General features: G+C 70.8%; 25 protein-coding genes and 1 pseudogene. 5 read left to right on the top strand and 21 right to left on the bottom strand.

Translation table 11 applies throughout. The annotated features are described in order from the left end of the window. Position 1 precedes the first annotated feature (1 nt). From ABH940_RS20825 to ABH940_RS20775, 11 genes are all read right to left on the bottom strand, one after another. Complete coding sequence (locus ABH940_RS20825) at positions 2-316, bottom strand: hypothetical protein (RefSeq protein WP_370060737.1); 315 nt, start codon at positions 314-316, stop codon at positions 2-4. Positions 317-378: 62 nt separating this feature from the next. Beyond that, the gene (gene mutM / locus ABH940_RS20820) at positions 379-1245 is read right to left on the bottom strand and encodes a bifunctional DNA-formamidopyrimidine glycosylase/DNA-(apurinic or apyrimidinic site) lyase (protein ID WP_370060738.1); all 867 of its coding nucleotides are present in this window, start codon (positions 1243-1245) and stop codon (positions 379-381) included. Positions 1246-1286: 41 nt separating this feature from the next. After that, the gene (gene rnc / locus ABH940_RS20815) at positions 1287-2027 is read right to left on the bottom strand and encodes a ribonuclease III (protein ID WP_370060739.1); all 741 of its coding nucleotides are present in this window, start codon (positions 2025-2027) and stop codon (positions 1287-1289) included. Positions 2028-2045: 18 nt separating this feature from the next. Continuing rightward, positions 2046-2219 carry a 50S ribosomal protein L32 gene (gene rpmF, locus ABH940_RS20810; protein ID WP_196192528.1) on the bottom strand — a complete coding sequence of 58 codons (174 nt, stop codon included), beginning with the start codon at positions 2217-2219 and terminating at the stop codon, positions 2046-2048. 2 nt (positions 2220-2221) lie between these two features. After that, a complete protein-coding gene (locus ABH940_RS20805) occupies positions 2222-2779 on the bottom strand; it encodes a DUF177 domain-containing protein (protein ID WP_370105928.1) in 558 nt (185 codons plus the stop codon). Between the two features lie 254 nt (positions 2780-3033). After that, positions 3034-4170 (bottom strand): cell division initiation protein, encoded by a 1137-nt coding sequence (locus tag ABH940_RS20800; protein ID WP_370060741.1) that lies wholly within the window; start codon positions 4168-4170, stop codon positions 3034-3036. A gap of 63 nt (positions 4171-4233) precedes the next feature. After that, a complete protein-coding gene (coaD, locus tag ABH940_RS20795; RefSeq protein WP_370060742.1) occupies positions 4234-4743 on the bottom strand; it encodes a pantetheine-phosphate adenylyltransferase in 510 nt (169 codons plus the stop codon). Positions 4744-4760: 17 nt separating this feature from the next. Further along, positions 4761-5339, bottom strand: coding sequence for a 16S rRNA (guanine(966)-N(2))-methyltransferase RsmD (gene rsmD, locus ABH940_RS20790; RefSeq protein ID WP_370060743.1), 579 nt, complete (start codon positions 5337-5339; stop codon positions 4761-4763). A gap of 344 nt (positions 5340-5683) precedes the next feature. Beyond that, positions 5684-6196 carry a hypothetical protein gene (locus ABH940_RS20785; protein WP_370060744.1) on the bottom strand — a complete coding sequence of 171 codons (513 nt, stop codon included), beginning with the start codon at positions 6194-6196 and terminating at the stop codon, positions 5684-5686. Positions 6197-6325: 129 nt separating this feature from the next. Beyond that, a complete protein-coding gene (gene recG / locus ABH940_RS20780) occupies positions 6326-8566 on the bottom strand; it encodes an ATP-dependent DNA helicase RecG (RefSeq protein WP_370060745.1) in 2241 nt (746 codons plus the stop codon). An 82-nt stretch (positions 8567-8648) separates the two neighbouring features. Further along, positions 8649-10421 (bottom strand): DAK2 domain-containing protein, encoded by a 1773-nt coding sequence (locus ABH940_RS20775; RefSeq protein ID WP_370105927.1) that lies wholly within the window; start codon positions 10419-10421, stop codon positions 8649-8651. 257 nt (positions 10422-10678) lie between these two features. Here ABH940_RS20775 and rpmB point away from each other — a divergent pair, with 257 nt between their 5' ends. Then, positions 10679-10864 carry a 50S ribosomal protein L28 gene (gene rpmB / locus ABH940_RS20770; protein ID WP_014138233.1) on the top strand — a complete coding sequence of 62 codons (186 nt, stop codon included), beginning with the start codon at positions 10679-10681 and terminating at the stop codon, positions 10862-10864. Between the two features lie 115 nt (positions 10865-10979). On the opposite strand, the gene thiD is transcribed toward rpmB, so the two are convergent. From thiD to ABH940_RS20755, 3 genes are all read right to left on the bottom strand, one after another. Continuing rightward, on the bottom strand, positions 10980-11789 hold the full coding sequence (gene thiD, locus ABH940_RS20765; RefSeq protein WP_370105926.1) for a bifunctional hydroxymethylpyrimidine kinase/phosphomethylpyrimidine kinase: 810 nt from the start codon (positions 11787-11789) through the stop codon (positions 10980-10982). 25 nt (positions 11790-11814) lie between these two features. Continuing rightward, entirely contained in the window at positions 11815-12840 is a 1026-nt protein-coding gene (locus tag ABH940_RS20760; protein ID WP_370060748.1) for an ATP-dependent 6-phosphofructokinase, read from the bottom strand. 110 nt (positions 12841-12950) lie between these two features. Beyond that, positions 12951-13919, bottom strand: coding sequence for a thiamine-phosphate kinase (locus ABH940_RS20755; protein ID WP_370060749.1), 969 nt, complete (start codon positions 13917-13919; stop codon positions 12951-12953). Positions 13920-14144: 225 nt separating this feature from the next. Between ABH940_RS20755 and ABH940_RS20750 the strand changes: the two genes are divergently transcribed. Beyond that, the gene (locus ABH940_RS20750; RefSeq protein WP_370060750.1) at positions 14145-14378 is read left to right on the top strand and encodes an Lrp/AsnC family transcriptional regulator; all 234 of its coding nucleotides are present in this window, start codon (positions 14145-14147) and stop codon (positions 14376-14378) included. Positions 14379-14490: 112 nt separating this feature from the next. Then, entirely contained in the window at positions 14491-14934 is a 444-nt protein-coding gene (locus tag ABH940_RS20745) for a DUF3515 family protein (RefSeq protein ID WP_370105924.1), read from the top strand. Positions 14935-14991: 57 nt separating this feature from the next. Here the strand turns inward: ABH940_RS20745 and ABH940_RS20740 are convergent, their stop codons facing one another. The 3 genes from ABH940_RS20740 to ABH940_RS20730 form a co-directional block, all read right to left on the bottom strand. Continuing rightward, positions 14992-16152, bottom strand: a complete 1161-nt coding sequence (locus ABH940_RS20740; protein ID WP_370105923.1) for a D-alanine--D-alanine ligase family protein — start codon at positions 16150-16152, stop codon at positions 14992-14994. A 120-nt stretch (positions 16153-16272) separates the two neighbouring features. Then, the gene (locus ABH940_RS20735; RefSeq protein WP_370060753.1) at positions 16273-17277 is read right to left on the bottom strand and encodes an NAD(P)H-dependent glycerol-3-phosphate dehydrogenase; all 1005 of its coding nucleotides are present in this window, start codon (positions 17275-17277) and stop codon (positions 16273-16275) included. Next, positions 17274-18119 carry a lysophospholipid acyltransferase family protein gene (locus tag ABH940_RS20730; RefSeq protein ID WP_370105922.1) on the bottom strand — a complete coding sequence of 282 codons (846 nt, stop codon included), beginning with the start codon at positions 18117-18119 and terminating at the stop codon, positions 17274-17276. The genes ABH940_RS20735 and ABH940_RS20730 overlap by 4 nt, the downstream gene beginning before the upstream one ends. Before the next feature lie 162 nt (positions 18120-18281). On the opposite strand from ABH940_RS20730, the pseudogene cofC reads away from it, so the two are divergent. Next, positions 18282-18908: pseudogene (gene cofC, locus ABH940_RS20725) on the top strand (2-phospho-L-lactate guanylyltransferase); the annotation flags it as partial. Between the two features lie 367 nt (positions 18909-19275). On the opposite strand, the gene ABH940_RS20720 reads toward cofC, so the two are convergent. The 4 genes from ABH940_RS20720 to leuC form a co-directional block, all read right to left on the bottom strand. Further along, positions 19276-19968 (bottom strand): HU family DNA-binding protein, encoded by a 693-nt coding sequence (locus ABH940_RS20720; protein WP_370060755.1) that lies wholly within the window; start codon positions 19966-19968, stop codon positions 19276-19278. A gap of 125 nt (positions 19969-20093) precedes the next feature. Next, a complete protein-coding gene (locus ABH940_RS20715; protein WP_370060756.1) occupies positions 20094-20372 on the bottom strand; it encodes a hypothetical protein in 279 nt (92 codons plus the stop codon). A 136-nt stretch (positions 20373-20508) separates the two neighbouring features. Continuing rightward, positions 20509-21105 carry a 3-isopropylmalate dehydratase small subunit gene (gene leuD / locus ABH940_RS20710; RefSeq protein WP_370060757.1) on the bottom strand — a complete coding sequence of 199 codons (597 nt, stop codon included), beginning with the start codon at positions 21103-21105 and terminating at the stop codon, positions 20509-20511. 6 nt (positions 21106-21111) lie between these two features. Further along, complete coding sequence (leuC, locus tag ABH940_RS20705; protein WP_370060758.1) at positions 21112-22536, bottom strand: 3-isopropylmalate dehydratase large subunit; 1425 nt, start codon at positions 22534-22536, stop codon at positions 21112-21114. A gap of 122 nt (positions 22537-22658) precedes the next feature. On the opposite strand from leuC, the gene ABH940_RS20700 reads away from it, so the two are divergent. Beyond that, the gene (locus tag ABH940_RS20700) at positions 22659-23372 is read left to right on the top strand and encodes an IclR family transcriptional regulator (protein ID WP_370060759.1); all 714 of its coding nucleotides are present in this window, start codon (positions 22659-22661) and stop codon (positions 23370-23372) included. Positions 23373-23420: the final 48 nt, after the last annotated feature.

Here is a 23420-nt window from a genome sequence, read left to right as displayed (position 1 = left end):
GTCAGTTCCCCCCGAGGAGCTGCTTGTTGTAGTGCTCGACCTGGCCGTACGTGTCCGCCGTGTTCGCCAGTCCGGCCGCGTCGGCGGCCAGTGCCTGGATCATCTGGTTCAGGCCGTTGACGGTGTGCTCCACCAGGCCCTGGTACTGCGAGAACGCGCCGGTGCACGCGCCCAGCAGACCGAAGGCCTCGGCGTCCACGATCGCGTTGCCCTGGAACGTCGGCGTCATCGAAGCGAAGTTGTCGGACGCCGCCTGGAACTCCTTGGCGAGATCCGTCAGATACTCGTTGCCGACGAAGAACTGGTCCCCGTTCAAGCCACTCTCCCCGTTGTCTTACGCGTGATCTTCAGCGCACACCCTGCCACAGGTGCGCCGGATCACCTTTGTCGGGGCAAGCGCTGACATTTGGGGCAGAAGTAGCTGGAACGGTTCATCCACGACGCGCGGCGCATCGCCGTGCCGCAGCGGTTGCAGGCCTCGCCCTCGCGACCGTAGGCGTCGAGGGAGCGGGAGAAGTAGCCGGACTCGCCGTTGACGTTGACGTAGAGGGAGTCGAAGCTGGTGCCGCCCTGGGCCAGGGCCTCGGTCATCACCGCGCGGGCCGAGGCCAGCAGCAGCTCGGCCGCCGGGCGGGTCAGGGTGTCGGCCGGGCGGTCGTAGTGCAGCTTGCTGCGCCACAGCGCCTCGTCGGCGTAGATGTTGCCGACGCCGCTGATCAGCGACTGGTCGAGCAGGGCGCGCTTGACGCCGCTGTTGCGGCGGCGGAGCGAGGCGATGAAGGCCGCGTCGTCGAAGCGCGGGTCGAGGGGATCGCGCGCGATGTGCGCCAGGGACATCGGGGCCGCGTCCGGGTCGCTCGGGTCGGCGTCCTCGACGGCCAAGCCGCCGAAGGTGCGCTGGTCGACGAAGCGCAGCTCGGTGCCGGCCGCGTCGTCGAAGCGGACGCGGACCCGCAGGTGCTTCTCGTCAGCCGAACCCTCCGGCTGCACCAGCAGCTGGCCGCTCATGCCGAGATGGCCGAGCAACGACGCGCCCGAGCCCGGCAGCGGCACCCACAGGTACTTGCCGCGGCGCAGCGCCGGGCCGAGGGCGCGACCGCGCAACTGCGCGGCGAAGTCGTCCGGGCCCGCCGCATGGCGACGGACCGCGCGCGGGTGCAGCACCTCGACGGACGCGACGGTACGGCCGCTGACCCAGCGGTCCAGACCGCGGCGGACGACCTCTACTTCGGGAAGCTCAGGCACTCCGAAAGCCTAGTGCGTCCGAGCCCGACCGGCAGACAGCCTCAGGAAGAGGCCGTCTGCGACGAGCCGCCGTCGCCGTACTTCTCGCGGATCTCGTTCCAGGCGCTCTCGGCGGCCTTCTGCTCGGCCTCCTTCTTGGAGCGACCGGAACCGGAGCCGTAGTCCTCGCCGGCCACGCGGGCAGCGGCGATGAAGGTCTTCTCGTGGTCCGGACCGGACTCGGTGACCACGTACTCGGGCACACCGATACCGACGGCGGCGGTGAGCTCCTGCAGGCTGGTCTTCCAGTCCAGGCCCGCGCCGAGGTTCGAGGACTTCTCGATCAGCGGGTCGAAGAGTCGGTGCACCAGCTCCGAGGCGGAGTCCAGGCCCTGGTCCAGGTAGACAGCGCCGATCACGGCTTCGAGGGTGTCCGCCAGGATGGACGATTTGTCCCGCCCGCCGGTGCCCTCCTCGCCACGACCGAGGCTGATGAAGGTGCCGAGCTCAAGGCCCCGCGCCACCTGCGCCAGCGCACGCGAATTGACCACCGCGGCGCGCAGCTTCGCGAGCTGGCCCTCCGGGAGATCCGGATGAACGCGGTAAAGAGTGTCCGTCACCACCAGACCCAGCACCGAGTCGCCCAGGAACTCCAGGCGCTCGTTGGTGGGCAGCCCGCCGTTCTCGTACGCATACGAGCGGTGGGTCAGTGCACGCGTCAGAAGGGACGGCTCAAGCGTGTAGCCGAGCCGCCCCTCCAGGACGCTGTACCCGGTGTCGGCGTGCGACGCAGACGCTGACATCGTGTATCTCTCCAGCCGTCAGACCGACAGGACCTGACGGCGGTTGTAGGTGCCGCAGCTCGGGCACGCGATGTGCCCCAGCTTCGGCTGCTGGCAGCGGTCGCACGCCACGAGCGCAGCAGCAGTGGCCTTCCACTGCGAACGGCGGTGGCGCGTGTTGCTGCGCGACATCTTCCGCTTGGGAACAGCCACAGCTACTTCTCCTGGTTCTCGGCGGCACCCTCCCGGGTGACGCTGTCCTCTGCACTACCGGTCGCGCTGGATGCGGCCGAGAGTCCCTGCAATGCCGCCCACCGGGGGTCGACGGCGTCATGGTGGTGGTCCGGGTCGTCCGTGAGCCGTGCTCCGCACTCGGAGCAGAGGCCCAGGCAGTCGTCCTGGCACACCGGCTGCAACGGCAGTGCAAGCACCACCGCGTCACGCAGCACCGGCTCGAGGTCGAACAAGTCGCCCTCGAGACGGGAATCCTGGTCGTCCTCCTCCTCGTCGGAGTCGGACACTCCCCCGAAGCGGTCAGCCGCCTCGGGGTAGTAGTACAGCTCCTGGAAGTCCGCGTCGAGCTCGCGCTCGATCGGCTCCAGGCAGCGTACGCACTCGCCCTTGAGTTCGGCCTCGGCGGTGCCCGTAGCGAGCACTCCCTCGATGACCGACTCCAGTCGGAGCTCCAGCTCGATGGGGGCGCCCTCGCGGACGCCGATCACCTCGTTTCCGAGGTTGGCCGGGGCCGGGACCGAGCGGGAGACCTTCCGCATCGCCCCAGGCCGACGGCCCAGCTCGTGTGTGTCGAACACGAGCGGGTTGCGGTGGTCGAGGCGGTTCAGCGTCTTTCCTTCTCTGGTCGTGAGCCCTGGCCTGTCGGTGCCCGTGTACGGGGCCCACCTGGACGCGTCCGCCACTTCGAGGCAGCAGACATCGTCCAGCACAACAAGCCGGAGAGGTCAGGATACCCGACGCCGGAACCCCGACCCAACTCGCCCGGTCCGACGAGGCTCCGCCGGGCGCGCGGTCAGTGACCCTGACCGTACTCGCGGAGCTTGGTCACGTCGATGAATCCGGTGTCGAAGAAGGACGTGACCTCCTGCGGCTGCTGCTCGTAGTGCTGCTGCTGCGGGATCTGCACGTGCTGCGGGTGCACCGGCTGAATCGCGTGCACGGCCTGAACCGGCTGCCCGTAGGCGTCGTACGCGGGCTGCGGCTGGCCGTGCGGGTCGAGGTACCCACCGGTGTACGGGTCGTACGCCGGCTGCTGCTGCGCGGCAACCTGCGGGTCGACGTAGCCGCCCGTGTAGGGGTCGTAGACCGGCTGCTGCGGCTGGCCGTAGGGGTCCTGCGGCGGCCAGTACTCGACCTGCGGCTGCTGCACCTGCTGCGGATCGTGCAGCTCAGGCATCTCGTGCATCGACTGGTCGGACCCGGACAGCAGGCCCTGGCGGCCCAGCTCGGCGGCGACGGCGGCCTGGCGGGCGTCGCCCTGCTCGATGCCCTGCGCCTGGTCGGCGGCGGCCAGGTACGCGCCGAGCTCGTCGATCGGGCGCTTGCCGAGCAGCTTGTCCCGGCCGCGGCCGACGGCCTCCAGCGTCTTGCTGAGCGCGGTCTCCAGCGCGGCGAGTTTCACATCGACGTACTCGTCGACCTCGGGGCTCGGCGAGCGGAACTCGTCCTGGGTGAACTCCTCGCCGTCCTCGCCCTCGACCGGACCGCCGGCCACGCGCAGCTTGGCGCGGCCACGGCCGATCGCTCCCAGTGTCTTGGTGAGCACGACCTCGAAGTTGGCGAGCTTGCTGTCGACGTAGTCGTCGGCCTCACGGCGCTGCTCGTCCGACTCGGCGCGGGCCTCGGCGAGGACGCGGTCCGCCTCGGACTGGGCGCGCATCATCAGCTCGGTGCCGTTGATCAGCTGCTGGCGCTCCTCGTGCGCGGCGGCGACCACTCGCTCCGCCTCGCGCCGGGCGTCCTCGACGACCTGGTCGCCGCGCTCGACCGTCTGCTGCGCCTGGGCGAGCTCGTTGGGAAGCGACTCACGCAGTTCGGCGAGCATGACGGTCAGGTCGGCCTTGTTGACGACGATCGACGCCGACATCGGCATCGACCTCGCGCCTTCTACCAGCTGGGTGATCTCGTCGAGCTTCTGCTGCACGTCCACCGGGGGTCACGCTTTCCACGAGGAGGCGTCGGAGCGACGCAGGAACTGAGTAACGAACTGTACTCAGTCGGAGGACGCTTTGGGTTCGGCGCGCATATCCGCGACGCGCTCACTCAGCCGACGGAATACCAACTCCGGGACGAGATGGGACACATCACCCCCGAGCGTGGCCACCTCCTTGACCAGCGAGGACGACATGAAGCTGTAGGCCGGGTCGGTCGGCACGAAGAGCGTCTCGACGCCGGAGAGGCCGTGGTTCATCTGGGCCATCTGCAGCTCGTAGTCGAAGTCGCTGACGGCACGGAGACCCTTGACGATCGCCGGGATCTCGCGCTCCCTGCAGTAGTCCACGAGCAGGCCCTGGTGCGACTCCACCTTGACGTTGCCGTACTGCGCGGTGATCTCCTCGATCATCGCGATCCGCTCGTCGACGGTGAACATGCCGCGCTTGGACTTGTTTATCAACACGGCGACGTGGACCACGTCGTACAGGCGCGAGGCCCGCTCGATTATGTCGAGGTGCCCGTTGTGGATGGGGTCGAACGACCCCGGACAGACCGCTCGGCGAAACATCGTCATCTCCTCGCTCACTACCCGGCTCCGTTGACGGCGGCGCGACCGTACCAGAGGGTCGCCTCGCCGTAACGGCGCTCCCGGAGCGCCTCGAAGCCCTCCGGCCACGAGAACTCGCCACCCCGGGTACTGCGCTCCACGGTGACGATCACGTCGCCGTCGATCCAGCCCCCCGAGGCGAGTGTGATCAGGATCTCCCGCAGGTCGTCGTCCGTGACGACGTACGGCGGGTCCAGGAAGACCAGGTCGTACGGCACGCTCGGCGGCGCCCCCGCGATGACGCGCTCGGCACGCCCCGAACGGACCTCGGCGCCGGGGAGGGAGAGCGTGCGGACGTTGGCCAGGATCGTCTTCACGGCGGAGGGATCCTCGTCCACGAGCAACGCGTGGGCCGCGCCCCGGGAGAGGGCCTCCAGCCCCACCGCACCGGATCCGGCGAACAGGTCGATCACCCGCGCGCCGGCGAGGCTGCCCCGGAACGCCTCCCAGCTGGAGAAGAGGGCCTCCCGCGCGCGGTCGGAGGTGGGACGGGTGCTGGTGCCTGGCGGCACGGCCAGCCGCCGACCTCGTGCGGCTCCGGCGATCACGCGGGTCATGCGGGGTCCTTGCTGGTGAGCGGGGTGGGGCGGGGCACCTTCCACGCTAGTGCACTTCGTGCAGGCTCGGGCAGTTGCACCATCCCGGGGCGCGGGGCTCCGCCCTGCCAGCAGAGACGGCGAGTGACTGTGCGCTGCCGCACGCGGTTGCACCTCCAGGGGCGCGGGGAACTGCGTGACAAGCCACCCAGCGAGCTAGAACCCCGAACGAGCAGGGCCATCCTCCCCCAGCCTTCGGCCGGGGGTACCCCCACATCAGTGGTACCCGCGCAGTTCCCCGCGCCCCTGAGCACTTGCCTGGTTCCTCGCGTGCAGAATCCCCGCGCCCCTTGAGGCATGTGTAACTAGCTCTCGTCGTTCACGGATCCCAACAGCGCCGGGGAGGCGTAGCGGGACCAGGAGAGGCAGCCGTCGGGCGGGCAGTACTCGGGGCGGCGGGGGTCGTGGCCCAGCTCGCGGAGCTTCGTGCGGACGGAGTCCGGCGTACGGCCGAAGCGTGCCGCGACCCGGGCTATCGTCTCGCCGTCGTGGAAGCGACGGACCAGTTCCTCCTCGTGCTGCGGGACCCACGGCGCGCCGTGGCCCGGGTAGAGCTCGCGGAGCACGTCGCGGTCGGGGATGGGCTCGGAGACGTCGGCGACGATGGACAGGGCACGGAGCGCGCGGTTGAGCGCGATGCGAAGGGAGGCGGTGTCCTCCACCGGGAGCCGGAGCTTGCCGGAGGCGATCGGCTCGGCGGCGTGGCCCTCCCGCCAGCCGGTGAGGGTGAGAGTGACCTCGCGGTCATCCTCACTGGTGAGTTCGATGCGGAAGACCTTGTCACCGAGCGGAAGCTCGTTGAGGTGACGGAAAGCCATGGACGTACCCCCTGAGAGTGTTGGTGAATTGGCCGCTGACCTGCACGGACAGCCGCGTTCTCAACACCCCTATCCTCTCGCGGGGCACTGACAATTCCGGGCCCGGAGCGGGCCTTCGGAGAAACTTCCTCAGCCCTTTTCGAGGTACTCCGCGCGCTCGGCGCCCAGCAGCGAGTCCAGCGCGCTGCGCAGCGCCGGATGGTCCGTCAGTTCCGGGTCGGCGTCGATCAGCCGGACGGCCTCGGCGCGGGCCGCGACGATGATCTCCTCGTCCTCCAGGACGGCCAGCACCCGCAGCGAGGACTTGACGCCGGACTGGGCCTGGCCCAGCACGTCGCCCTCGCGACGCTGCTCCAGGTCGATCCGGGAGAGCTCGAAGCCGTCCTGCGTGCCCGCGACCGAGTCCAGCCGCTGGCGTGCTGCCGAGGCCGCGGGCATGTCGGTGACCAGCAGGCAGAGGCCGGGGGCCGAGCCACGGCCCACCCGGCCGCGCAGCTGGTGGAGTTGGGAGACGCCGAAGCGGTCGGCGTCCATGATCACCATCACTGTGGAGTTGGGCACGTTCACGCCGACCTCGATGACCGTGGTGGCGACCAGGACGTCCACCGCGCCCGTCGCGAAGCGCCGCATCACGTCGTCCTTGGCGTCGGGCGCCATCCGCCCGTGCAGCACCTCGACGCGCAGGCCGGCGAGCGGGCCGCCGCGCAGCTCCTCGGCCACGTCGAGCACGGCCAACGGCGGACGCCGGTCGTCGCCCTCCGCCCCGCCACTTCCCGAACCGCCGCTCCCCGAACCACCGCCCTTGGCGGACTTCTTCAGCGCCTTCTCGTCCTCCTCGTCGCCGATCCGCGGGCAGACGACGTAGGCCTGGTGGCCCTTGCCGACCTCCTCACGGACCCGCTCCCAGGCGCGCGCCAGGAAGTTGGGCTTCTCGACGGCCGGGACGACATGGGAGGAGATCGGCGAGCGACCGGCCGGGAGCTGGTCCAGCACGGAGGTCTCCAGGTCGCCGAAGACCGTCATGGCGACCGTGCGCGGGATCGGCGTGGCCGTCATCACCAGCAGGTGCGGCGGACGTTCGGCCTTGGCCCGGAGCGCGTCGCGCTGCTCGACGCCGAAGCGGTGCTGCTCGTCGACCACGACCAGGCCGAGATCGAGGAACTGGACCTTGTCCTCGATCAGCGCGTGCGTGCCGATGACGATCCCGGCCTCGCCGCTGACCAGGTCCAGCAGCGCCTGACGCCGCGCGGGGACGCCCATCGAGCCGGTCAGCAGGGCGACCTTGGTGCCGTGCTCGGCGCCGCCCAGCATCCCTCCCTCGGCGAGCTCGCCCATCATCTCCACCACGGAGCGGTGGTGTTGCTGCGCCAGCACCTCGGTGGGCGCCAGCATGGCGGCCTGACCGCCGGTGTCGACGACGCCGAGCATGGCGCGGAGCGCGACCAGGGTCTTGCCGGAGCCGACCTCGCCCTGGAGCAGGCGGTGCATCGGGTGCTCGACGGACAGGTCCGCGAAGATCTCGGCGGAGACTTGCTGCTGACCCTCCGTCAGCGTGAAGGGCAGCTTTGCGTCGAACGCGTCCAACAGGCCGCCCTTGCGCGGCGCGCGCGGAACGGCGGGGCGTGCCGTGTCCTCGGCGCGCCGCTTGGCCAGCGCGACCTGGAGCACGAACGCCTCGTCCCACTTGAGTCGCGCCTGCGCGGCGAGGCGTTCGGCGTGGTTGCGCGGACGGTGGATCTGCTCCAGCGCGTCGCGCAGCGGGATCAACCCGCGTTCGGCGAGCAGCTCGGCAGGGACCGGGTCGGGGACCTGGTCCCAGTCCATCTGGTCGAGGATCGTCTCGACCGCGAGCGCCAGCCGCCAGGACGGGACCTTGGCCGACGCCGGGTAGACCGGGATCAGCCGCCCGGCGAAGCGCCCGATCGCATCGGAATCCCCTTCGGTGTCGCCTTCGGCCCCGCCGAAGAGCTCGTAGTCCGGATTGGTCAGCTGCCGGGTGCGGTTGAAGACGCCGACCTTGCCCGCGAACATCCCGTTGCGGCCGGGGCGCAGGTCCTTCTCGCGCCAGCGCTGGTTGAAGAAGGTCAGCGAGAGCCGCCCGCGCCCGTCGGTGACCACGACCTCCAGCCGGTCGCCCTTGCGTCCGCGGAAGGGGATCACCGTGCACTTCTCGATCCGGGCGATCACCGTGACGTGCTCGTCGACCTCGAGCGAGTCGAGGCTGGTCAGTTCGCCGCGCTCGCTGTAGCGGCGCGGGAAGTGGTGGAGCAGGTCTCCGACCGTGTGCAGGTCGAGACCCTCGGCGAGGTGCTTCGCGGCGGCGCCGAGGTGCTTCTTGAGCGGTTCGTCGAGCGGGGACTGAGCAGGCACAAGGTCTACCTTGCACCATCCGACCGACAGGCCCCCTTTACACGTGCCGTGCCCGGCGGGGTCCGGCGGAGTGCCCGGCGCGCTACTCGACGCCGATGACCAGTGGCGAGGAGCCCTGGCCACCCCGGTAGACGACGGTGTCGACGACCGGGTTCGACCGCCGCACGTGGGCCACCAACTCGTCGGCCAGCGCCGCGTCGGTGCCGTCGCCAAGGATCAGGGTGACCATCTCGCCGCCCGCCGCGAGCATCCGGTCCAGGACGACGGCTGCCGTGGCCGCCGTCGTGCTCGCGCTGCCGATCACGGCGACGTCGCCATCGATCAGGCCGAGCACGTCCCCGGCCTGGCAGACGCCCGCCATGGTCCACGACTCGCCCTCCGCCAGGGCCAGTTCCGCGTAGCGGGTGGCTCCGGCGGCGGAGGTCATCGCGACCACGTCCTCGTCGAACCGGCGGCCCGGCTCGTGGACGGCGAGCGCGGCCAGCCCCTGCACCGGAGAGCGGGTCGGGATGACGGCCACCCGGACCCCCTCGTCACGCAGCTGGTCCGCGGCGGCGCCGGCGGCGGCGCGCAACTCCGCGTCGTTGAGCAGCAGCACCACCTCGCGGGCGCGGGTCAGCCGGATCGCACCGGCCAACTCCGCGCTGCTGGGCGCGTGGTCGGGGTCCGCGTGCAGGACGGTCGCCCCGCACCCACGGCAGAGCTCGGCCAGGCCCTCGCCCTGGACCACGCTGACGACCGCGCGCTGGTCGCCGAGCTCCCCCGCCTGCGCACCGGTCGCGCCGACCGCACCCAGTGCGGACGCGGACGCGGCGGCGGAGGCGAAGTGGGTGATCCTGAGCCGGTGCGGACGCCCGGCCTCGATCCCGGCCTCCACGGCGGCGCCCGGGTCGTCCACATGGACGTGCACGTTCCAGAGCCCGTCACCGCCGACCACGACCAGGGATTCGCCGAGCGCGTCCAGCCGGGCGCGCAGTGCGGGGAGCTTCCCGTCGACGGCGTCCAGGAGGTAGATGACCTCGTAGGCCGGCCCGCCCACGACCCCGACGGGTGGCGTCGCCTGCAGGTGCTGGTCGGCGGCCAGAGCGGCATGGGCGGCATGGGCCGCGTGGGCGGCGACCGGATCGACGGCCGGACGCATACCGAGGGCCAGCGGGCCCATCGGTGACTGGCCGCTGACCGCATCCGCCAGCGCGCCCAGCACCGCGACCAGTCCACGGCCGCCTGCGTCCACGACACCGGCCCGGCCGAGGACGTCCAACTGGCTCGGTGTCAGCGCGAGCGCGGCGCGAGCTGCCTCGTACGCGCCCTCCGCCACGGTGTCGAGCCCGCAGTCCGCCGGGAGGTGCACGACCCCGTCCGCAGCAGCGGCGGCCACGGTCAGCATCGTCCCCTCGACGGGCCTGGCCACCGCCTCGTACCCCGCTTCGGCCGCGCGTCGCAGGGCGGTCCGCAGGGCGTCGGCGTCGGCGGGCCCGTCCGCGACGGAGGCCGCGATGCCGCGCAGCAGCTGCGACAGGATCACGCCGGAGTTGCCCCGCGCGCCGAGCAGCGCGCCGTGGGCGAGGGCGCGGAGCGCGCTCCCGGTGCTCGGCCGGGCCGCGTCGTCCGGGTCCTCCGCGTCGTCCGCTTGCGTCGCTGCGGCGGGCCGGGCCGGTCGGGCCGGTCGGTCCGCGAAGAGGGCCTCGACCTGTTGGGTGGCGGACTCGACGGTCAGATAGAGGTTGGTCCCGGTGTCCCCGTCCGGCACGGGGTAGACGTTGATGGCGTCGATCTCCTCGCGCGCCTGCCCCAGGGCGGCCAGGGAGAGCCGGCACCAGTTGCGGACGGCCTGGGCGTCGAGGGCGTGCGGCACCGGAAAGTCTCCTCGCAGGCAGGGGCGTCACTCGCAGGCTACCGCCCGGTTGCCTGCGCAGTCGTGGTCGGCGATGCGAGGTCAGCAGCGGGGTCATGGTAGTTTCGTTGTACGGAGTCAGCCGATGTATGCTGCTCCGGTTGCCTGGACTTCCGTCCGGGCCACCCCCAGGAAAGCAGTGCGAGCTGCTAGCCAGCGGCGCTCGCGCCGACGGGGTTGGAATCGTTAGTGCATCTGAAGTCTTTGGAGTGACTCCCGTGGCTGCCAACTGCGACGTCTGCGGCAAGGGGCCGGGCTTCGGCAACAGTATCTCCCACTCGCACCGCCGGACCCCCCGTCGTTGGAACCCCAACATCCAGACGGTCCGCGCTGTGATCGGGCGTACGCCGAAGCGGCTCAACGTCTGCACCTCGTGCATCAAGGCCGGCAAGGTTTCCCGCTGACGCGGCCACGCCTCCGGCTTCGCAAGGGCCGGTCCACCGAAAGGTGGACCGGCCCTTGCTCTTGTGTTCCGACTTTCGGCTGACGGCTGACGGCTGACGGGCCGGACCGGACTCCTCAGGCGTTGCGCCAGCGCCAGGCGTGGTCGACCGGACCGATGCCCGAGCCGAGCGGGAAACCCGCGGCGATCGCGCCGGTGATGTACGCCTTCGACGCGGCCACCGCGTCCGGGACGTCCAATCCCAGCGCCAGGTGTGAGGCGATGGCACTGGCGAGCGTGCAGCCGGTGCCGTGGGTGTGCCGGTTGTCGTAACGCGGCGCCCGGAACAGCCGCTCGGCGCCGTCCGGTCCGCGCAGCAGGTCGACCGCGTCGCCCTCCAGGTGGCCGCCCTTGATCAGCACCCACTCGGGCCCGAGATCCTGCACGGCCTTCGCCGCGTCGTGGAGTCCGGCCTCTCCGGTCACCTCGACGCCCGTGAGTTGCGCCACTTCGTGCAGGTTGGGGGTGGCGAGGGTGGCCTGCGGCAACAGGCGGTCCCGGAGGACCGAGACGGCGGACTGCGCGAGCAACGTGTCCCCGTGCTTGGAGACCCCGACCGGATCCACGACGACGGGCGCGGGCCGCTCGGCGAGCAGCGTGGCGACGGCATCGACGAGTTCGGCGCTGGCGAGCATGCCCGTCTTCACGGCCTGGACCCCGATGTCGTCCACGACGCTCCGGTACTGCGCGATGACGGCCTCGACCGGGAGCTCCCAGTACCCCTGCACGCCCACGGAGTTCTGCGCCGTGACGGCCGCGATGACGCTCATGCCGTGCGTCCCGAGGGCGAGCATCGTCTTGAGGTCTGCCTGGATCCCGGCGCCGCCGCCGGAGTCGGATCCGGCGATGGTGAGCACGCGGGGCGGGGCGGAGTGGGGGGAAGCCATGGCCTCACTCTAGTGACCCGCTTGTCTAGAGAACCGCCTCTGCCTCCGTCCAGCGGGACTCCGGGACGGTCTTCAGCCGGGCGACGGCCTCAGCGATCGGCACGAGGTGGATCTCCGTCCCCCGCAGAGCGGTCATGTGACCGAAGGCGCCGTCGTGGACCGCCTCCACCGCGTGCCAGCCGAAGCGGGTGGCCAGGACGCGGTCCTGGGCGGTGGGCGTGCCGCCGCGCTGGACGTGGCCGAGGATGACCGGCTTGGACTCCTTGTTGATCCACTGGGCGATCTCGCCGGCCAGCCGCGCGCCGATGCCGCCGAACGTCTGGTGGCCGAAGGCGTCCGTACCGCCGTGCTGGAACCGCATCGTGCCGGGTGCGGGCTGGGCGCCCTCCGCGACCACGACGATGGCGAACTTCTTGCCGCGCGAGAACCGCTCCTCGACCATGCAGCAGACCGCCTCCACGTCGAACGGCCGCTCCGGGATCAGGATGCCGTGCGCGCCGCCCGCCATGCCCGCGTGGAGGGTGATCCACCCGGTGTGGCGACCCATCAGCTCCAGCACCATCACACGTTGGTGGGATTCCGCGGTGGTCTTCAGACGGTCGATCGCCTCCGTGGCGACCCAGACGGCGGTGTCGTGGCCGAAGGTCACGTCCGTCGCGTCGATGTCGTTGTCGATGGTCTTCGGCACCGCGACGACCGGGAGTCCGGCCTCGCTGAACAGGCGGGCCGCGGTGAGCGTGCCCTCGCCGCCGATGGTGATCAGCGCGTCGATGCCCAGGGCGGAGGCCAACTCCGCCGCGCGGCCGACCGCGTCGCGCATCCGGTCACGGGCGACACGGGCCGAGCCGAGGATGGTGCCGCCCCGTGTCAGGATGCCCGTGACGGCGTCCAGCCCGAGGGGCCTGCCGCGGCCCTCGATCAGGCCCAGGAAGCCGTCCTCGATGCCGATGACGGTGTCTCCGTGTTCGGTGACCGCCCGGTGGACCACCGAGCGGATCACCGCGTTCAGGCCGGGACAGTCGCCCCCGCTCGTCAGCACGCCGATTCGCATAAGGGAAGACTATGCACAAAGGGGCGCCCCGCCCCGACGTCCGCGGGCCGTCAGGCCTGTCGAGATCAGGTCCGTCGAGGTCGGGCCCGCCGCTGTCAGGCCCCTGGCTGTCAGGCCTGCACGCTGCCGAAGTGGTCCCAGCCGCCCGTACGGTCCCACGGTGCGCCGTCGACGGTGACGGTGCCCTTGCGGGACAGGCCCGCCGGGCGGACCACCTCGCCGACCACGCGCCAGCGCGAGGGCAGTGGCGTGTCCGCCGGGAAGGTCGCCACCAACGCGTGGTCCTCCCCCCCGGACAACACCCAGGTCAGCGGGTCGACGCCCACGGCCTGGCCGATGTCGGCCATCTGCGCGGGGATGTCGAAGTCCGCGGCGCGCAGGTCGATGACCACGTTGCTGGCCTCGGCGACATGGCCCAGGTCGGCCACCAGACCGTCGCTGATGTCGATCATCGACGTCGCGCCGAGCTCCGCCGCCGCCGGACCCGCGTGGTACGGCGGCTCCGGACGCCGGTGCGCCTCGACGAAGGCGCGCGGCGAACGGAAGCCGCGCGAGAGGACGGTGAAGCCCGCCGCCGACCAGCCGAGCCAGCCGGTCACGGCGACCTTGTCGCCGGGCTTCGCTCCCGTTCGGGTGATCGCCTTGCGTCCCTGCAGGTCGCCCAGGGCGGTGATGGAGATGGTGATCAGGTCGCCGCGCACCACGTCGCCGCCGACCACGGCCGCGCCCGCGACCTGGCACTCGTCCCGCAGGCCGTCCATCAGCTCCAGGGCCCAGGTCACCGGCAGTTCGGTCGGGACCACCAGGCCCAGCAGCAGCGCGGTCGGCACCGCGCCCATCGCGGCCACGTCGGCGAGGTTCTGCGCGGCGCTCTTGCGGCCGATGTCGTAGGCGGTGGACCAGTCGCGGCGGAAGTGGCGGCCCTCCAGCAGGACGTCGGTGGTGGCCACCACGCGGCCGTCCGGCGCCGCGACAACAGCGGCGTCGTCGCCGGGTCCGAGTTCCACGGCCGACGTCATCGGCAGCCGGGAGGTGAGCTCCCGGATCAGTCCGAACTCACCGAGCTCGCCGACCTGCATGGGTGTCCTTCCGGATCTCGTCAACATCTCGTCGTTCTGGTCACTCTGGTCACTGGTGCGGACGCTCACGCACGCTCCCGCGCGCAGCGTACGCCCTACGGGGGCGTCTTCGGTCTCGCTGTGCGGCACGCAGAGCGATAGCGTTGCGGTTCCCCGTTTCCTTCGGCGCAGCCGGGGAACCACAACTTCCGCAAGATCTCCGTTTCGAGCCGCCGGGAGTCCCACGTGGTACAGGCGTACATCCTCATCCAGACAGAAGTCGGCAAGGCGTCCAATGTGGCCGAGGTCATCTCCGCGATCGAAGGAGTGGTCCAAGCCGAGGACGTGACCGGTCCCTATGACGTGATCGTCCGGGCCGAGGCCGACACGGTCGACGACCTGGGACGCCTGGTCGTCGCGTCGATCCAGAAGATCGAAGGCATCACCAGGACCCTTACCTGCCCGGTGGTCCATCTGTAGCGCCCGTTAGCATCGCGGGGTGACAAGGTTTGCCAGGTTTGCCGCGTCCTCCGCGTTGCCAGCAACAGCCGCCCTCCTGCTGACCGCCTGTGGCGGTGGCGGGAGCGGCAGCGTGCCCGTCTCCGCCCCGCGGACCACGGGCGCCGTCACGCAGCAGTGCACCACGCTCTCCACGGAGCTGCCGAGCACGCTGATGGGCCTGTCCAAGCGCGACACCTCGCCGACCAGCGCCAACACCGCCGCCTGGGGCGACCCCGCGGTGACGCTGCGCTGCGGCGCGGGCCTGCCGGGCATCCTCGACCCGCACTCCCACGACTACGACCCCGAGAGCGAGAACGTCAGCGGGGCGGAGATCGGCGGGGTCTGCTGGGCCTCGGTCTACAACCAGAACGACCGTAGCTTCACGTTCTCCTCCGTCGACCTGCAGGCGATCGTCGAGGTGAACATCCCGTCCGCGTACACGGGCAAGCAGTCCCCGATGACCCAGCTCGCCCCGGCCGTGGCCAAGGTGAGCCCGGTCCTGCCGGACAACAAGTTCAACTGCTCCGACGCGTGACGTCGACGGCCCGCTTGCGTCACCGCGAGCGGGCCGTCGTCGCCTTTGACGGACGCCTCAGCGCAGGCCGGTGGAGCGGCGGAGCGCGGCCTGGAGCAGGTGGTCGACCAGCTGCGGGTAGTCGAGGCCGGTGGCCTCCCACATCTTCGGGAACGCCGAGATCGGCGTGAAGCCCGGCATGGTGTTGACCTCGTTGACCACGAACTCACCGTCCTCCTTGAGGAAGACGTCGACGCGGGCCAGGCCCTCGCAGGAGAGCGCCTCGAAGACCTCCACGGCGAGCCGGCGCAGCCGCGCGGTCTCGTCGGCGGTCAGCTCGGCCGGGATCTTCACGTCGCTGGAGTCGATGTACTTGGCGTCGAAGTCGTAGAAGTCGAAGCCCTCGCCGACGATCACCTCGGCCGGCAGGCTGGCGCGCGGGCCGTCCTCGAACTCCAGGACGCCGCACTCCAGTTCACGGCCGCGGACGCCCTCCTCGACGATCACCTTCGGGTCGTGCTGCCGGGCGAACTCGACGGCACGGACCAGGTCCGCCGGGTCGTCGACCTTGGTGATCCCGATGCTGGAACCGGCGCGGGTCGGCTTCACGAAGACCGGGTACCGCATCTCGTTGATCCGGGCGATCGCGGCCTCACGGCCGGCCTCGCTCTCCCACTCGCGCGGACGGATCACCGTGTACGGGCCGACGGGCAGGCCGAAGGCCTGGAGCACCCGCTTGGTGTACTCCTTGTCCATCCCCACGGCGCTGGAGAGCACGCCCGAGCCGACGTACGGCACACCGGACAGCTCCAGCAGCCCCTGCAGGGTGCCGTCCTCGCCCCACGGACCGTGCAGCAGCGGCAGCACGACGTCGACCTCGCCGAGCGCCTTCGGCACCGCGCCGGGCTCGGTGTAGAGGACCTCACGCGCGAGCGGGCTCGCGGGCAGGTTCACCTGCCCGTCCGCGGACTCGGCCAGCTGGTCCACGTCGGGCAGCTTGCCGTCGGTGATGGCCATGCGCTCGGGCTCGTCGGTGGTCAGCGCGAAGCGACCGTCCGGGGTGATGCCGATCGGCAGCACTTCGTACGCGTTGCGGTCGAGCGCGCGGAGGACGCTTCCCGCGGTGACGACGGACACGCCGTGCTCGGAGCTCCGGCCGCCGAAGACCACGGCGACGCGTGGCTTGCGGTGGCCTTCCGAGGCGGGGCGGGGGCTGGGAGTGGAAGGCTGAGTGCTCATATCCCGTAGGACATTACCCGCCCTGTCCAGCGAAGGCCCGCCCGGCGTGCTGTTGCGCTGTCAGGGAGCGTGAGGACTTCTGCGGGATGCCGCGCGACCGGCTGCCACGTCCAAAGAGCGCTACCGGCGTTCGGGCTTGGCCGACCTGCCCATGAGTTCCTTGAGCGCCGTCTGGGGCGCCTTCCCGCCGTGGACGATGTCGACCACCGTCGCCGTGATCGGCATGTCGACGCCGTGGCGTTGGGCCAGGTCGAGGACCGAGACGCAGGACTTGACGCCCTCCGCCGTCTGCCGGGTGGCGGCGATCGCCTCGTCCAGGCTCATGCCGCGGCCGAGGTTGGTGCCGAAGGTGTGGTTGCGCGAGAGCGGGGAGGAGCAGGTCGCCACCAGGTCGCCCATGCCCGCGAGGCCTGCGAAGGTGTGGGCGTCGGCGCCCATCGCCAGGCCGAGGCGGGTGGTCTCGGCGAGCCCGCGGGTGATCAGGGAGGCCTTGGTGTTGTCGCCGAGACCCATGCCGTCCGCGATGCCGACGGCCAGGCCGATGACGTTCTTGACCGCGCCGCCGAGCTCCGCGCCCACCACGTCGGTGATGGTGTACGGGCGGAAGTAGCCCGTCATGCAAGCCGTCTGGAGCCGACGACCGACCTCCGTGTCCGTGCAGGCGACCACGCTCGCCGCAGGCTGCCTGCGGACGATCTCGGGCGCCAGGTTCGGACCGGAGACGACCGCGATCCGCCCGTCCGGCACGCCGGCGACCTCGCCGATGACCTCGCTCATCAGCTTGGCCGTGCCGACCTCGACGCCCTTCATCAGGCTGACCAGCACGGTGTCCTTGGCCAGCAGCGGCGCCCACTCGGTGAGGTTCGCACGCAGCGTCTGGGAGGGGACGGTGAGGACGGTGAACTCCGCCTCGGCCGCGGCCTTCGCAGGGTCGGTGGTGGCGGTGATGCCCGGCGGGAGCTCGATGTCGGGGTGGTACCACGGGTTCATCCGGGTGCCGTTGATGGCGTCGACGACTTCCTGTCGCCGTCCCCACAGACTCACCTCGCAGCCGGCGTCCGCCAGGATCATCGCAAAGGCCGTGCCCCAGGAGCCGGTGCCGAAGACGGCGCAACGGGTGGTCACTCGGCGGACTCCTTCTCGATCTCCCGGGCGTTCTCCCGCTCGTGCTCCGGGGCGCTCTCCCGCTCGTGCTCCCGGGCGTTCTCCCGCTTGGCGCCGGCACGGGCCTTGGCCATGTCGAAGCGCTCGGCCGGGGCCTTCTCGCCGCGCAACTGCTCCAGCAGCGCGGTGATGTCGTTCATGATGGCGTCCGTCGCCTCGCGCAGAACCGTTCCGGTGAGCTCCTGCCCGCGCCAGCGGTCGAGGTCGACCGGCGGGCCCGCCAGGACCTTGACGGTGTGTCGGGGGAAGGGCTTGAAACGCCGGTTGCCCCTACCGCCCTTCGCATAGCGCGGCATGATCTCGTGCGCGCCCCACTGGGCCACCGGGATGACCTGCGCGCCGGTCTCCAACGCGATGCGGGCAGCGCCCGTCTTGCCGGTCATCGGCCAGAGAGCGGGGTCGCGGGTCAGAGTTCCCTCGATGTAGAACGCGACGCATTCGCCCTGGTTGACGGCTGCGATCGCGGCCCGGAATGCGTGCGCCGCGTCCGCGGATCCCCGGTAGACCGGGATCATTCCGGCACCGTGCAGAATCTGCTTCACTCCGGGCACCTTGAAGAGCCCGGCCTTCGCCAGAAATCGTGCGGGTCGTCCGGAGTCGTACTGATAGTGGCCGTAGACCAGCGGGTCCAAATACGAGTTGTGGTTGATCGCGGTGAGGAATCCGCCCTCCGCCGGAAAGTTCTCGTATCCGCGCCAGTCCCGCTTGGTCAGCACGAACAGCGGCGGCTTGGCGATGGCCGCCGCCAGGCGGTACCAGAAGCCGTATCTGCGACGCGCCGCCCTGGTGCTGGAGCCGGGCACGAGCACTCCTCCTCGTTTGCTTCCTCGCCGGTGTCGCCGGGGAACTCAGATGTTCAACCGCACAAGTGTCGCCCCTGCCTCGACCGACTGTCGAGGCACCCCCGGCCGTTCCGGTCGGCCGCCGCGCAGGCACAGGTCCCGTGCGGGGCAGAATGACCCCCGATGACCACCCCGCAGTACACCCTCGTGATACCGCTCAAGCCGCCGGCCGCGGCCAAGTCACGCCTGGCCCCTGCGGTCGGCGCGCTGCGACCGGAGCTGGCACTGGCCTTCGCGCTCGACACGGTGAACGCGGCGTTGCGGAGCGCCTGCGTCGCAGGCGTGGTGGCCGTCTGCGACGACCCGGCAGCAGGTGCGGAGCTGGCCCTGGCGGGCGCGGTCGTGGTCCCTGACGCCCCGGCGGCCGGGCTCAACGCGGCGCTCAACCACGGCGCGGAGTACGCGCGGAGCGCGCTGGGGGCGGGCGCGGTGGCGGCGATGTCGGCGGACCTCCCGGCGTTGCTTCCGGCGGAACTGACGCGCGTCCTGACGGCCGCCCACACGTTTCCCCGGGCGTTCCTGGCGGACACCCAGGGCGTCGGCACGGTACTGCTGGCCGCAGGCGCGGGCGTCAGGCTGGCGCCGGCGTTCGGCGGCGAGTCGCGTGCCCGGCACGCGGCGTCCGGGGCGGTCGAGCTGCGGCCGGTCGACGTGGCGACCGTTCGCCGGGACGTGGACACCGGCGCGGACCTCGGCGTGGCCCTGGCGCTGGGCGTGGGCCCACGCACGCTGGCTACGCTTGGACGCATGCAGGCAACCGCGTACACGTACTCCCCCGACAGCCGCAGCGGCCAGGTGCTCCTCGACGACGGCACGGCGCTGAAGTTCGACGCGGCAGCGTTCGACGCGGGCGGCTTGAGGCTGCTGCGCCCGGGGCAGCGCGTCCGTATCGAAACCGAGGGCGAGGGCGGCGAACGCCGCATCACGCTCATTACGTTGCAGACGTTCTGAGCAGCACCTGCGGTCCCGCCGGTAGCTGCACTGTCCAGGGGCGCGGGGAACTGCGCGAACAACCGCTGACGAGCGGACGGGCCCTGCGCCACGGCTAGTGCAACTTCCCCGTCTGCAAACGCACAGGCTCCCCGCACGGGAGTGCAGGGAGCCTGAACAGGAGGGGCTACTTCTTGGCCGCGGCCTTGCGGGCCGGGGCCTTCTTGGCGGCGGTCTTCTTCGCCGCTGCGGTGGTCTTCTTGGCCGCGACCGCCTTCTTCGCCGTCGTCGCCTTCTTGGCGGCGGGGCGAGTGGCGGACGCGGTGACCGTCTTCTTCGCGGGGGCCTTGACCGCAGCCGCGGTCGTGGCCTTCTTGGCAGTGGTCTTCTTCGCGGCCGTGGTCTTCTTGGCAGCGGCCTGGCTGACCGAAGCCTTCTTGGCGGCGGCCTTCTTGACCGTTGCGGTGGTCTTCTTCGCCGTGACCTTCTTCGCGGCAGCCTTCTTCGCCGCCGGCGAACCGGCCGGCGCGGCCATGCCGCTCTTGCCCGGGGTCAGCGAGCCCTTGGGGGCCTTCTTGACCGCCACGCCCGACTTCGGCAGCTTCTTCGAGCCGCTGACCAGGTCCTTGAAGCCCTGGCCGGGACGGAACCGCGGAACCGCGGTCTTCTTGACCTTGACCCGGTCGCCGGTCTGCGGGTTGCGGGCGAACCGCGCTGCGCGGTCCACCTTCTCGAAAGTGCCGAAACCCGTCACGGACACGCGGTCTCCCGCGGTCACCGCACGCACGATGGTGTCGAGCACAGCATCCACTGCCTCTGCGGCGGCGCGACGGCCACCAAGCTGCTCGGCCACCGCTTCAACAAGCTGCGCCTTGTTCACGTCTTCCCCTTCGGAAACGGTTGCCCGGAAGATTCTTTCTGGGCAATTCGCACGTTAGGCATGTATATACGCCATTTCAATAACCAAACGGGCGCATCACCCTTGTGTCGCAATGGATTCGGGTTTCAGCCCGCCGTCGGACCGGGTCGCCGACCGGCGTCCAGGTCCGCTACGAAACGCGCCAACCTCCGTGCTGCTTCCGGGAGATCGCGCTTCGCCGCCTCCGTCACAATGAGCAACGAACGGGTCAACGCGGCCCTCTCCGCGTCCGACACGTCCAGAGCACGCACACGGGCGTGTGCATCCTTGAGTCGGAGCGCCACCAGCCGGTAGAGCTCGGCGTCCGCAGCCTCCTCGAACCACTCCGCGTCGTCGTCGCCCGACGGCTGGTCGCTCCGACTCATGCGGAGATTGTGCCATCCGAGGCCAGTTGTTCTCCGCCGTAGTTCACAACGACCTTACACACAGTCACGAGCAGAGCAGCAATCAGCCCCCCGGTGAAGACCGGGGGGCTGACGGAAAATCGCTCCTGCGAAGGCCTCAGGCCGCAGGCTGCGTCACGGGCTTGAAGCTCGGACGGGTCACCTCGTAGGCCGTGATGTCGGCCTCCTGCTGCAGCGTGATGCTGATGTCGTCCAGGCCGTTCAGGAGACGCCAACGCACGTTCTCGTCCAGCTCGAAGGGGGCGTTGACGCCCTCCGCGCGGACCTCGCGGGCCTCCAGGTCGACGGTCACCTCCGCCTGCGGGTCGGCCTCGACGAGCGCCCACAGCTGCTCGACGGTCTCCTGCGGCAGGATCACCGTCAGCAGGCCGTTCTTGAGCGAGTTGCCGCGGAAGATGTCGGCGAAGCGGGAGGAGATGACGGCCTTGAAGCCGTAGTTCTGCAGCGCCCAGACCGCGTGCTCGCGGGAGGAGCCGGTGCCGAACTCGGGACCGGCGATCAGGACCGTCGAGCCCTGGTACTCCTGCTGGTTGAGGACGAACGCGTCGTCCTTGCGCCAGGCCTCGAACAGACCGTCCTCGAAGCCGTTCCGGGTGACCTTCTTGAGCCAGTGGGCCGGGATGATCTGGTCGGTGTCGACGTTGCTGCGGCGCAGCGGAACGGCCCGGCCGGTGTGCGAAGTGAACTTCTCCATGACGGTTCAGGCCTCCACGAGCGTCGGAGCGTCGGACAGGTCGGAGGGCGAGGCCAGGTGCCCCAGCACCGCGGTGGCGGCGGCCACCTGCGGGGAGACCAGGTGCGTGCGACCGCCCTTGCCCTGGCGGCCCTCGAAGTTGCGGTTGGAGGTGGACGCGCAGCGCTCACCCGGGGCCAGCTGGTCCGGGTTCATGCCCAGGCACATCGAACAACCCGCGTGACGCCACTCGGCACCGGCCGCGGTGAAGACCTTGTCCAGGCCCTCCTCGACGGCCTGCAGCGCGACCCGGACGGAGCCGGGGACGACCAGCATCCGCACCCCGTCGGCGACCCTGCGGCCCGCAACGACGGCAGCGGCGTTACGGAGATCCTCGATCCGGCCGTTGGTGCAGGAGCCGACGAAGACCGCGTCGACCTTCACCTCGCGCAGCGGGGTTCCGGCCGTAAGGCCCATGTAGCGCAGCGCGTTCTCGGCCGCTGTGCGCTCCTGCGGGTCCTCGAACGAGGCCGGGTCCGGCACGTCGGCGCCCAGCGGGGCGCCCTGGCCCGGGTTGGTGCCCCAGGTGACGAACGGCGTCAGCTCGTTCGCGTCGATGAAGACCTCGGCGTCGAAGACCGCGTCCTCGTCGGTGCCCAGGGTCTTCCAGTACGCCACCGCGGCGTCCCAGTCCTCGGCCTTGGGGGCGTGCGGACGGCCTTCGAGATACGCGAAGGTGGTCTCGTCCGGGGCGATCATCCCGGCGCGGGCGCCGGCCTCGATCGACATGTTGCAGATGGTCATCCGCGCTTCCATCGACAGCGCGCGGATCGCCGAACCGCGGTACTCCAGGACGTAGCCCTGGCCACCGCCGGTGCCGATCCTGGCGATCACGGCCAGGATCAGGTCCTTGGCCGTGACGCCCTCGGGCAGTTCGCCCTCGACGGTGATGGCCATCGTCTTGAACGGCGCCATCGGCAGCGTCTGGGTGGCCAGCACGTGTTCGACCTGGCTGGTGCCGATGCCGAACGCCAGTGCGCCGAACGCGCCGTGCGTCGAGGTGTGCGAGTCACCGCAGACCACGGTGGTGCCGGGCTGGGTCAGTCCCAGCTGCGGTCCCACCACGTGGACGACGCCCTGCTCGACGTCGCCCAGCGAGTGCAGGCGTACGCCGAACTCCGCGCAGTTGCTGCGCAGCGTCTCCAGCTGCACCTTGGAAACCGGGTCCGCGATGGGCTTGTCGATGTCCAGGGTCGGCGTGTTGTGGTCCTCGGTCGCGATCGTGAGATCGGTACGACGCACCTTCCGCCCGGCGAGACGCAGCCCGTCGAAGGCCTGCGGGCTGGTCACCTCGTGGAGGAGGTGCAGATCGATGAAGAGGAGGTCGGGCTCGCCCTCGGCGCGCCGAACGACGTGGTCGTCCCAGACCTTCTCCGCGAGTGTGCGTCCCATCGCCATCCCTCCGACCGGCGACGTCGCCGGTACAGCCGTCGATTGCTCTCTGTTTTCCAGAGTGGCGCAGATCCCAGAAGATTGAACTTGCGTCTCGCGATCCGAGACTGCAATATCAGGGCATGGACAACTCTAGTGGCGTCGGCGTTCTCGACAAGGCTGCTCTGGTGCTGAGCGCGCTAGAGGCAGGCCCCGCGACCCTGGCCGGGCTCGTCTCGGCAACCGGATTGGCGCGCCCCACGGCGCACCGGCTGGCGGTCGCTCTGGAGCATCACCGCCTGGTCACCCGTGACATGCAGGGCCGCTTCATCCTGGGGCCCCGCCTCTCCGAGCTCTCCGCCGCGGCGGGCGAGGACCGGCTGCTGGCCACGGCCGGCCCGGTGCTCACCCACCTCCGCGACGTGACGGGCGAGAGCGCGCAGCTGTACCGGAGACAGGGCGATCTGCGCATCTGTGTGGCAGCGGCGGAGCGGCTCTCCGGCCTGCGAGACACCGTCCCGGTGGGCAGCACGCTCCCGATGAAAGCGGGTTCGGCGGCCCAGGTGCTGCTCGCCTGGGAGGAGCCGGAGCGGCTGCACCGCGGCCTGCAGGGCGCGCGGTTCACCGCGACCGCGCTCTCCGGCGTCCGCCGTCGCGGCTGGGCGCAGTCGATCGGCGAGCGCGAGCCCGGCGTGGCGTCCGTCTCGGCTCCGGTCCGCGGGCCGTCCAACCGCGTGGTGGCGGCGGTCTCCGTCTCCGGCCCGATCGAGCGGCTGACCCGCCACCCCGGCCGCCTGCACGCCCAGGCCATCGTCGAGGCGGCGGCACGCCTCAGCGAGGCGCTCCGTCGCGCCTGACCCCTCGCAACACCTCACAACCGCTCGCAAAAAGGGCGGACCGCCACG

It is taken from the genome of Streptacidiphilus sp. BW17, from assembly GCF_041262485.1.
Lineage (GTDB): Bacteria > Actinomycetota > Actinomycetes > Streptomycetales > Streptomycetaceae > Streptacidiphilus.
The sequence above is the reverse complement of the archived record's forward strand: the minus strand, read 5'-3'. Positions and strand labels throughout refer to the sequence as shown.

Bases quoted from the DNA above. Each gene is read 5' to 3' on its own strand.
- ABH940_RS20755 (WP_370060749.1), bottom strand. From the start codon at position 13,919: ATGCAGGTCGGCGAGCTCGGTGAGTTCGGACTGATCCGGGAGCTCACC.
- leuC (WP_370060758.1), bottom strand. From the start codon at position 22,536: ATGGGACGCACACTCGCGGAGAAGGTCTGGGACGACCACGTCGTTCGG.
- ABH940_RS20760 (WP_370060748.1), bottom strand. From the start codon at position 12,840: ATGCGAATCGGCGTGCTGACGAGCGGGGGCGACTGTCCCGGCCTGAAC.
- thiD (WP_370105926.1), bottom strand. From the start codon at position 11,789: ATGGCTTCCCCCCACTCCGCCCCGCCCCGCGTGCTCACCATCGCCGGA.
- leuD (WP_370060757.1), bottom strand. From the start codon at position 21,105: ATGGAGAAGTTCACTTCGCACACCGGCCGGGCCGTTCCGCTGCGCCGC.
- coaD (WP_370060742.1), bottom strand. From the start codon at position 4,743: ATGTTTCGCCGAGCGGTCTGTCCGGGGTCGTTCGACCCCATCCACAAC.
- ABH940_RS20740 (WP_370105923.1), bottom strand. From the start codon at position 16,152: ATGAGCACTCAGCCTTCCACTCCCAGCCCCCGCCCCGCCTCGGAAGGC.
- ABH940_RS20805 (WP_370105928.1), bottom strand. From the start codon at position 2,779: ATGCGGAAGGTCTCCCGCTCGGTCCCGGCCCCGGCCAACCTCGGAAAC.
- ABH940_RS20785 (WP_370060744.1), bottom strand. From the start codon at position 6,196: ATGGCTTTCCGTCACCTCAACGAGCTTCCGCTCGGTGACAAGGTCTTC.
- rnc (WP_370060739.1), bottom strand. From the start codon at position 2,027: ATGTCAGCGTCTGCGTCGCACGCCGACACCGGGTACAGCGTCCTGGAG.
- ABH940_RS20715 (WP_370060756.1), bottom strand. From the start codon at position 20,372: ATGAGTCGGAGCGACCAGCCGTCGGGCGACGACGACGCGGAGTGGTTC.
- rsmD (WP_370060743.1), bottom strand. From the start codon at position 5,339: ATGACCCGCGTGATCGCCGGAGCCGCACGAGGTCGGCGGCTGGCCGTG.
- ABH940_RS20700 (WP_370060759.1), top strand. From the start codon at position 22,659: ATGGACAACTCTAGTGGCGTCGGCGTTCTCGACAAGGCTGCTCTGGTG.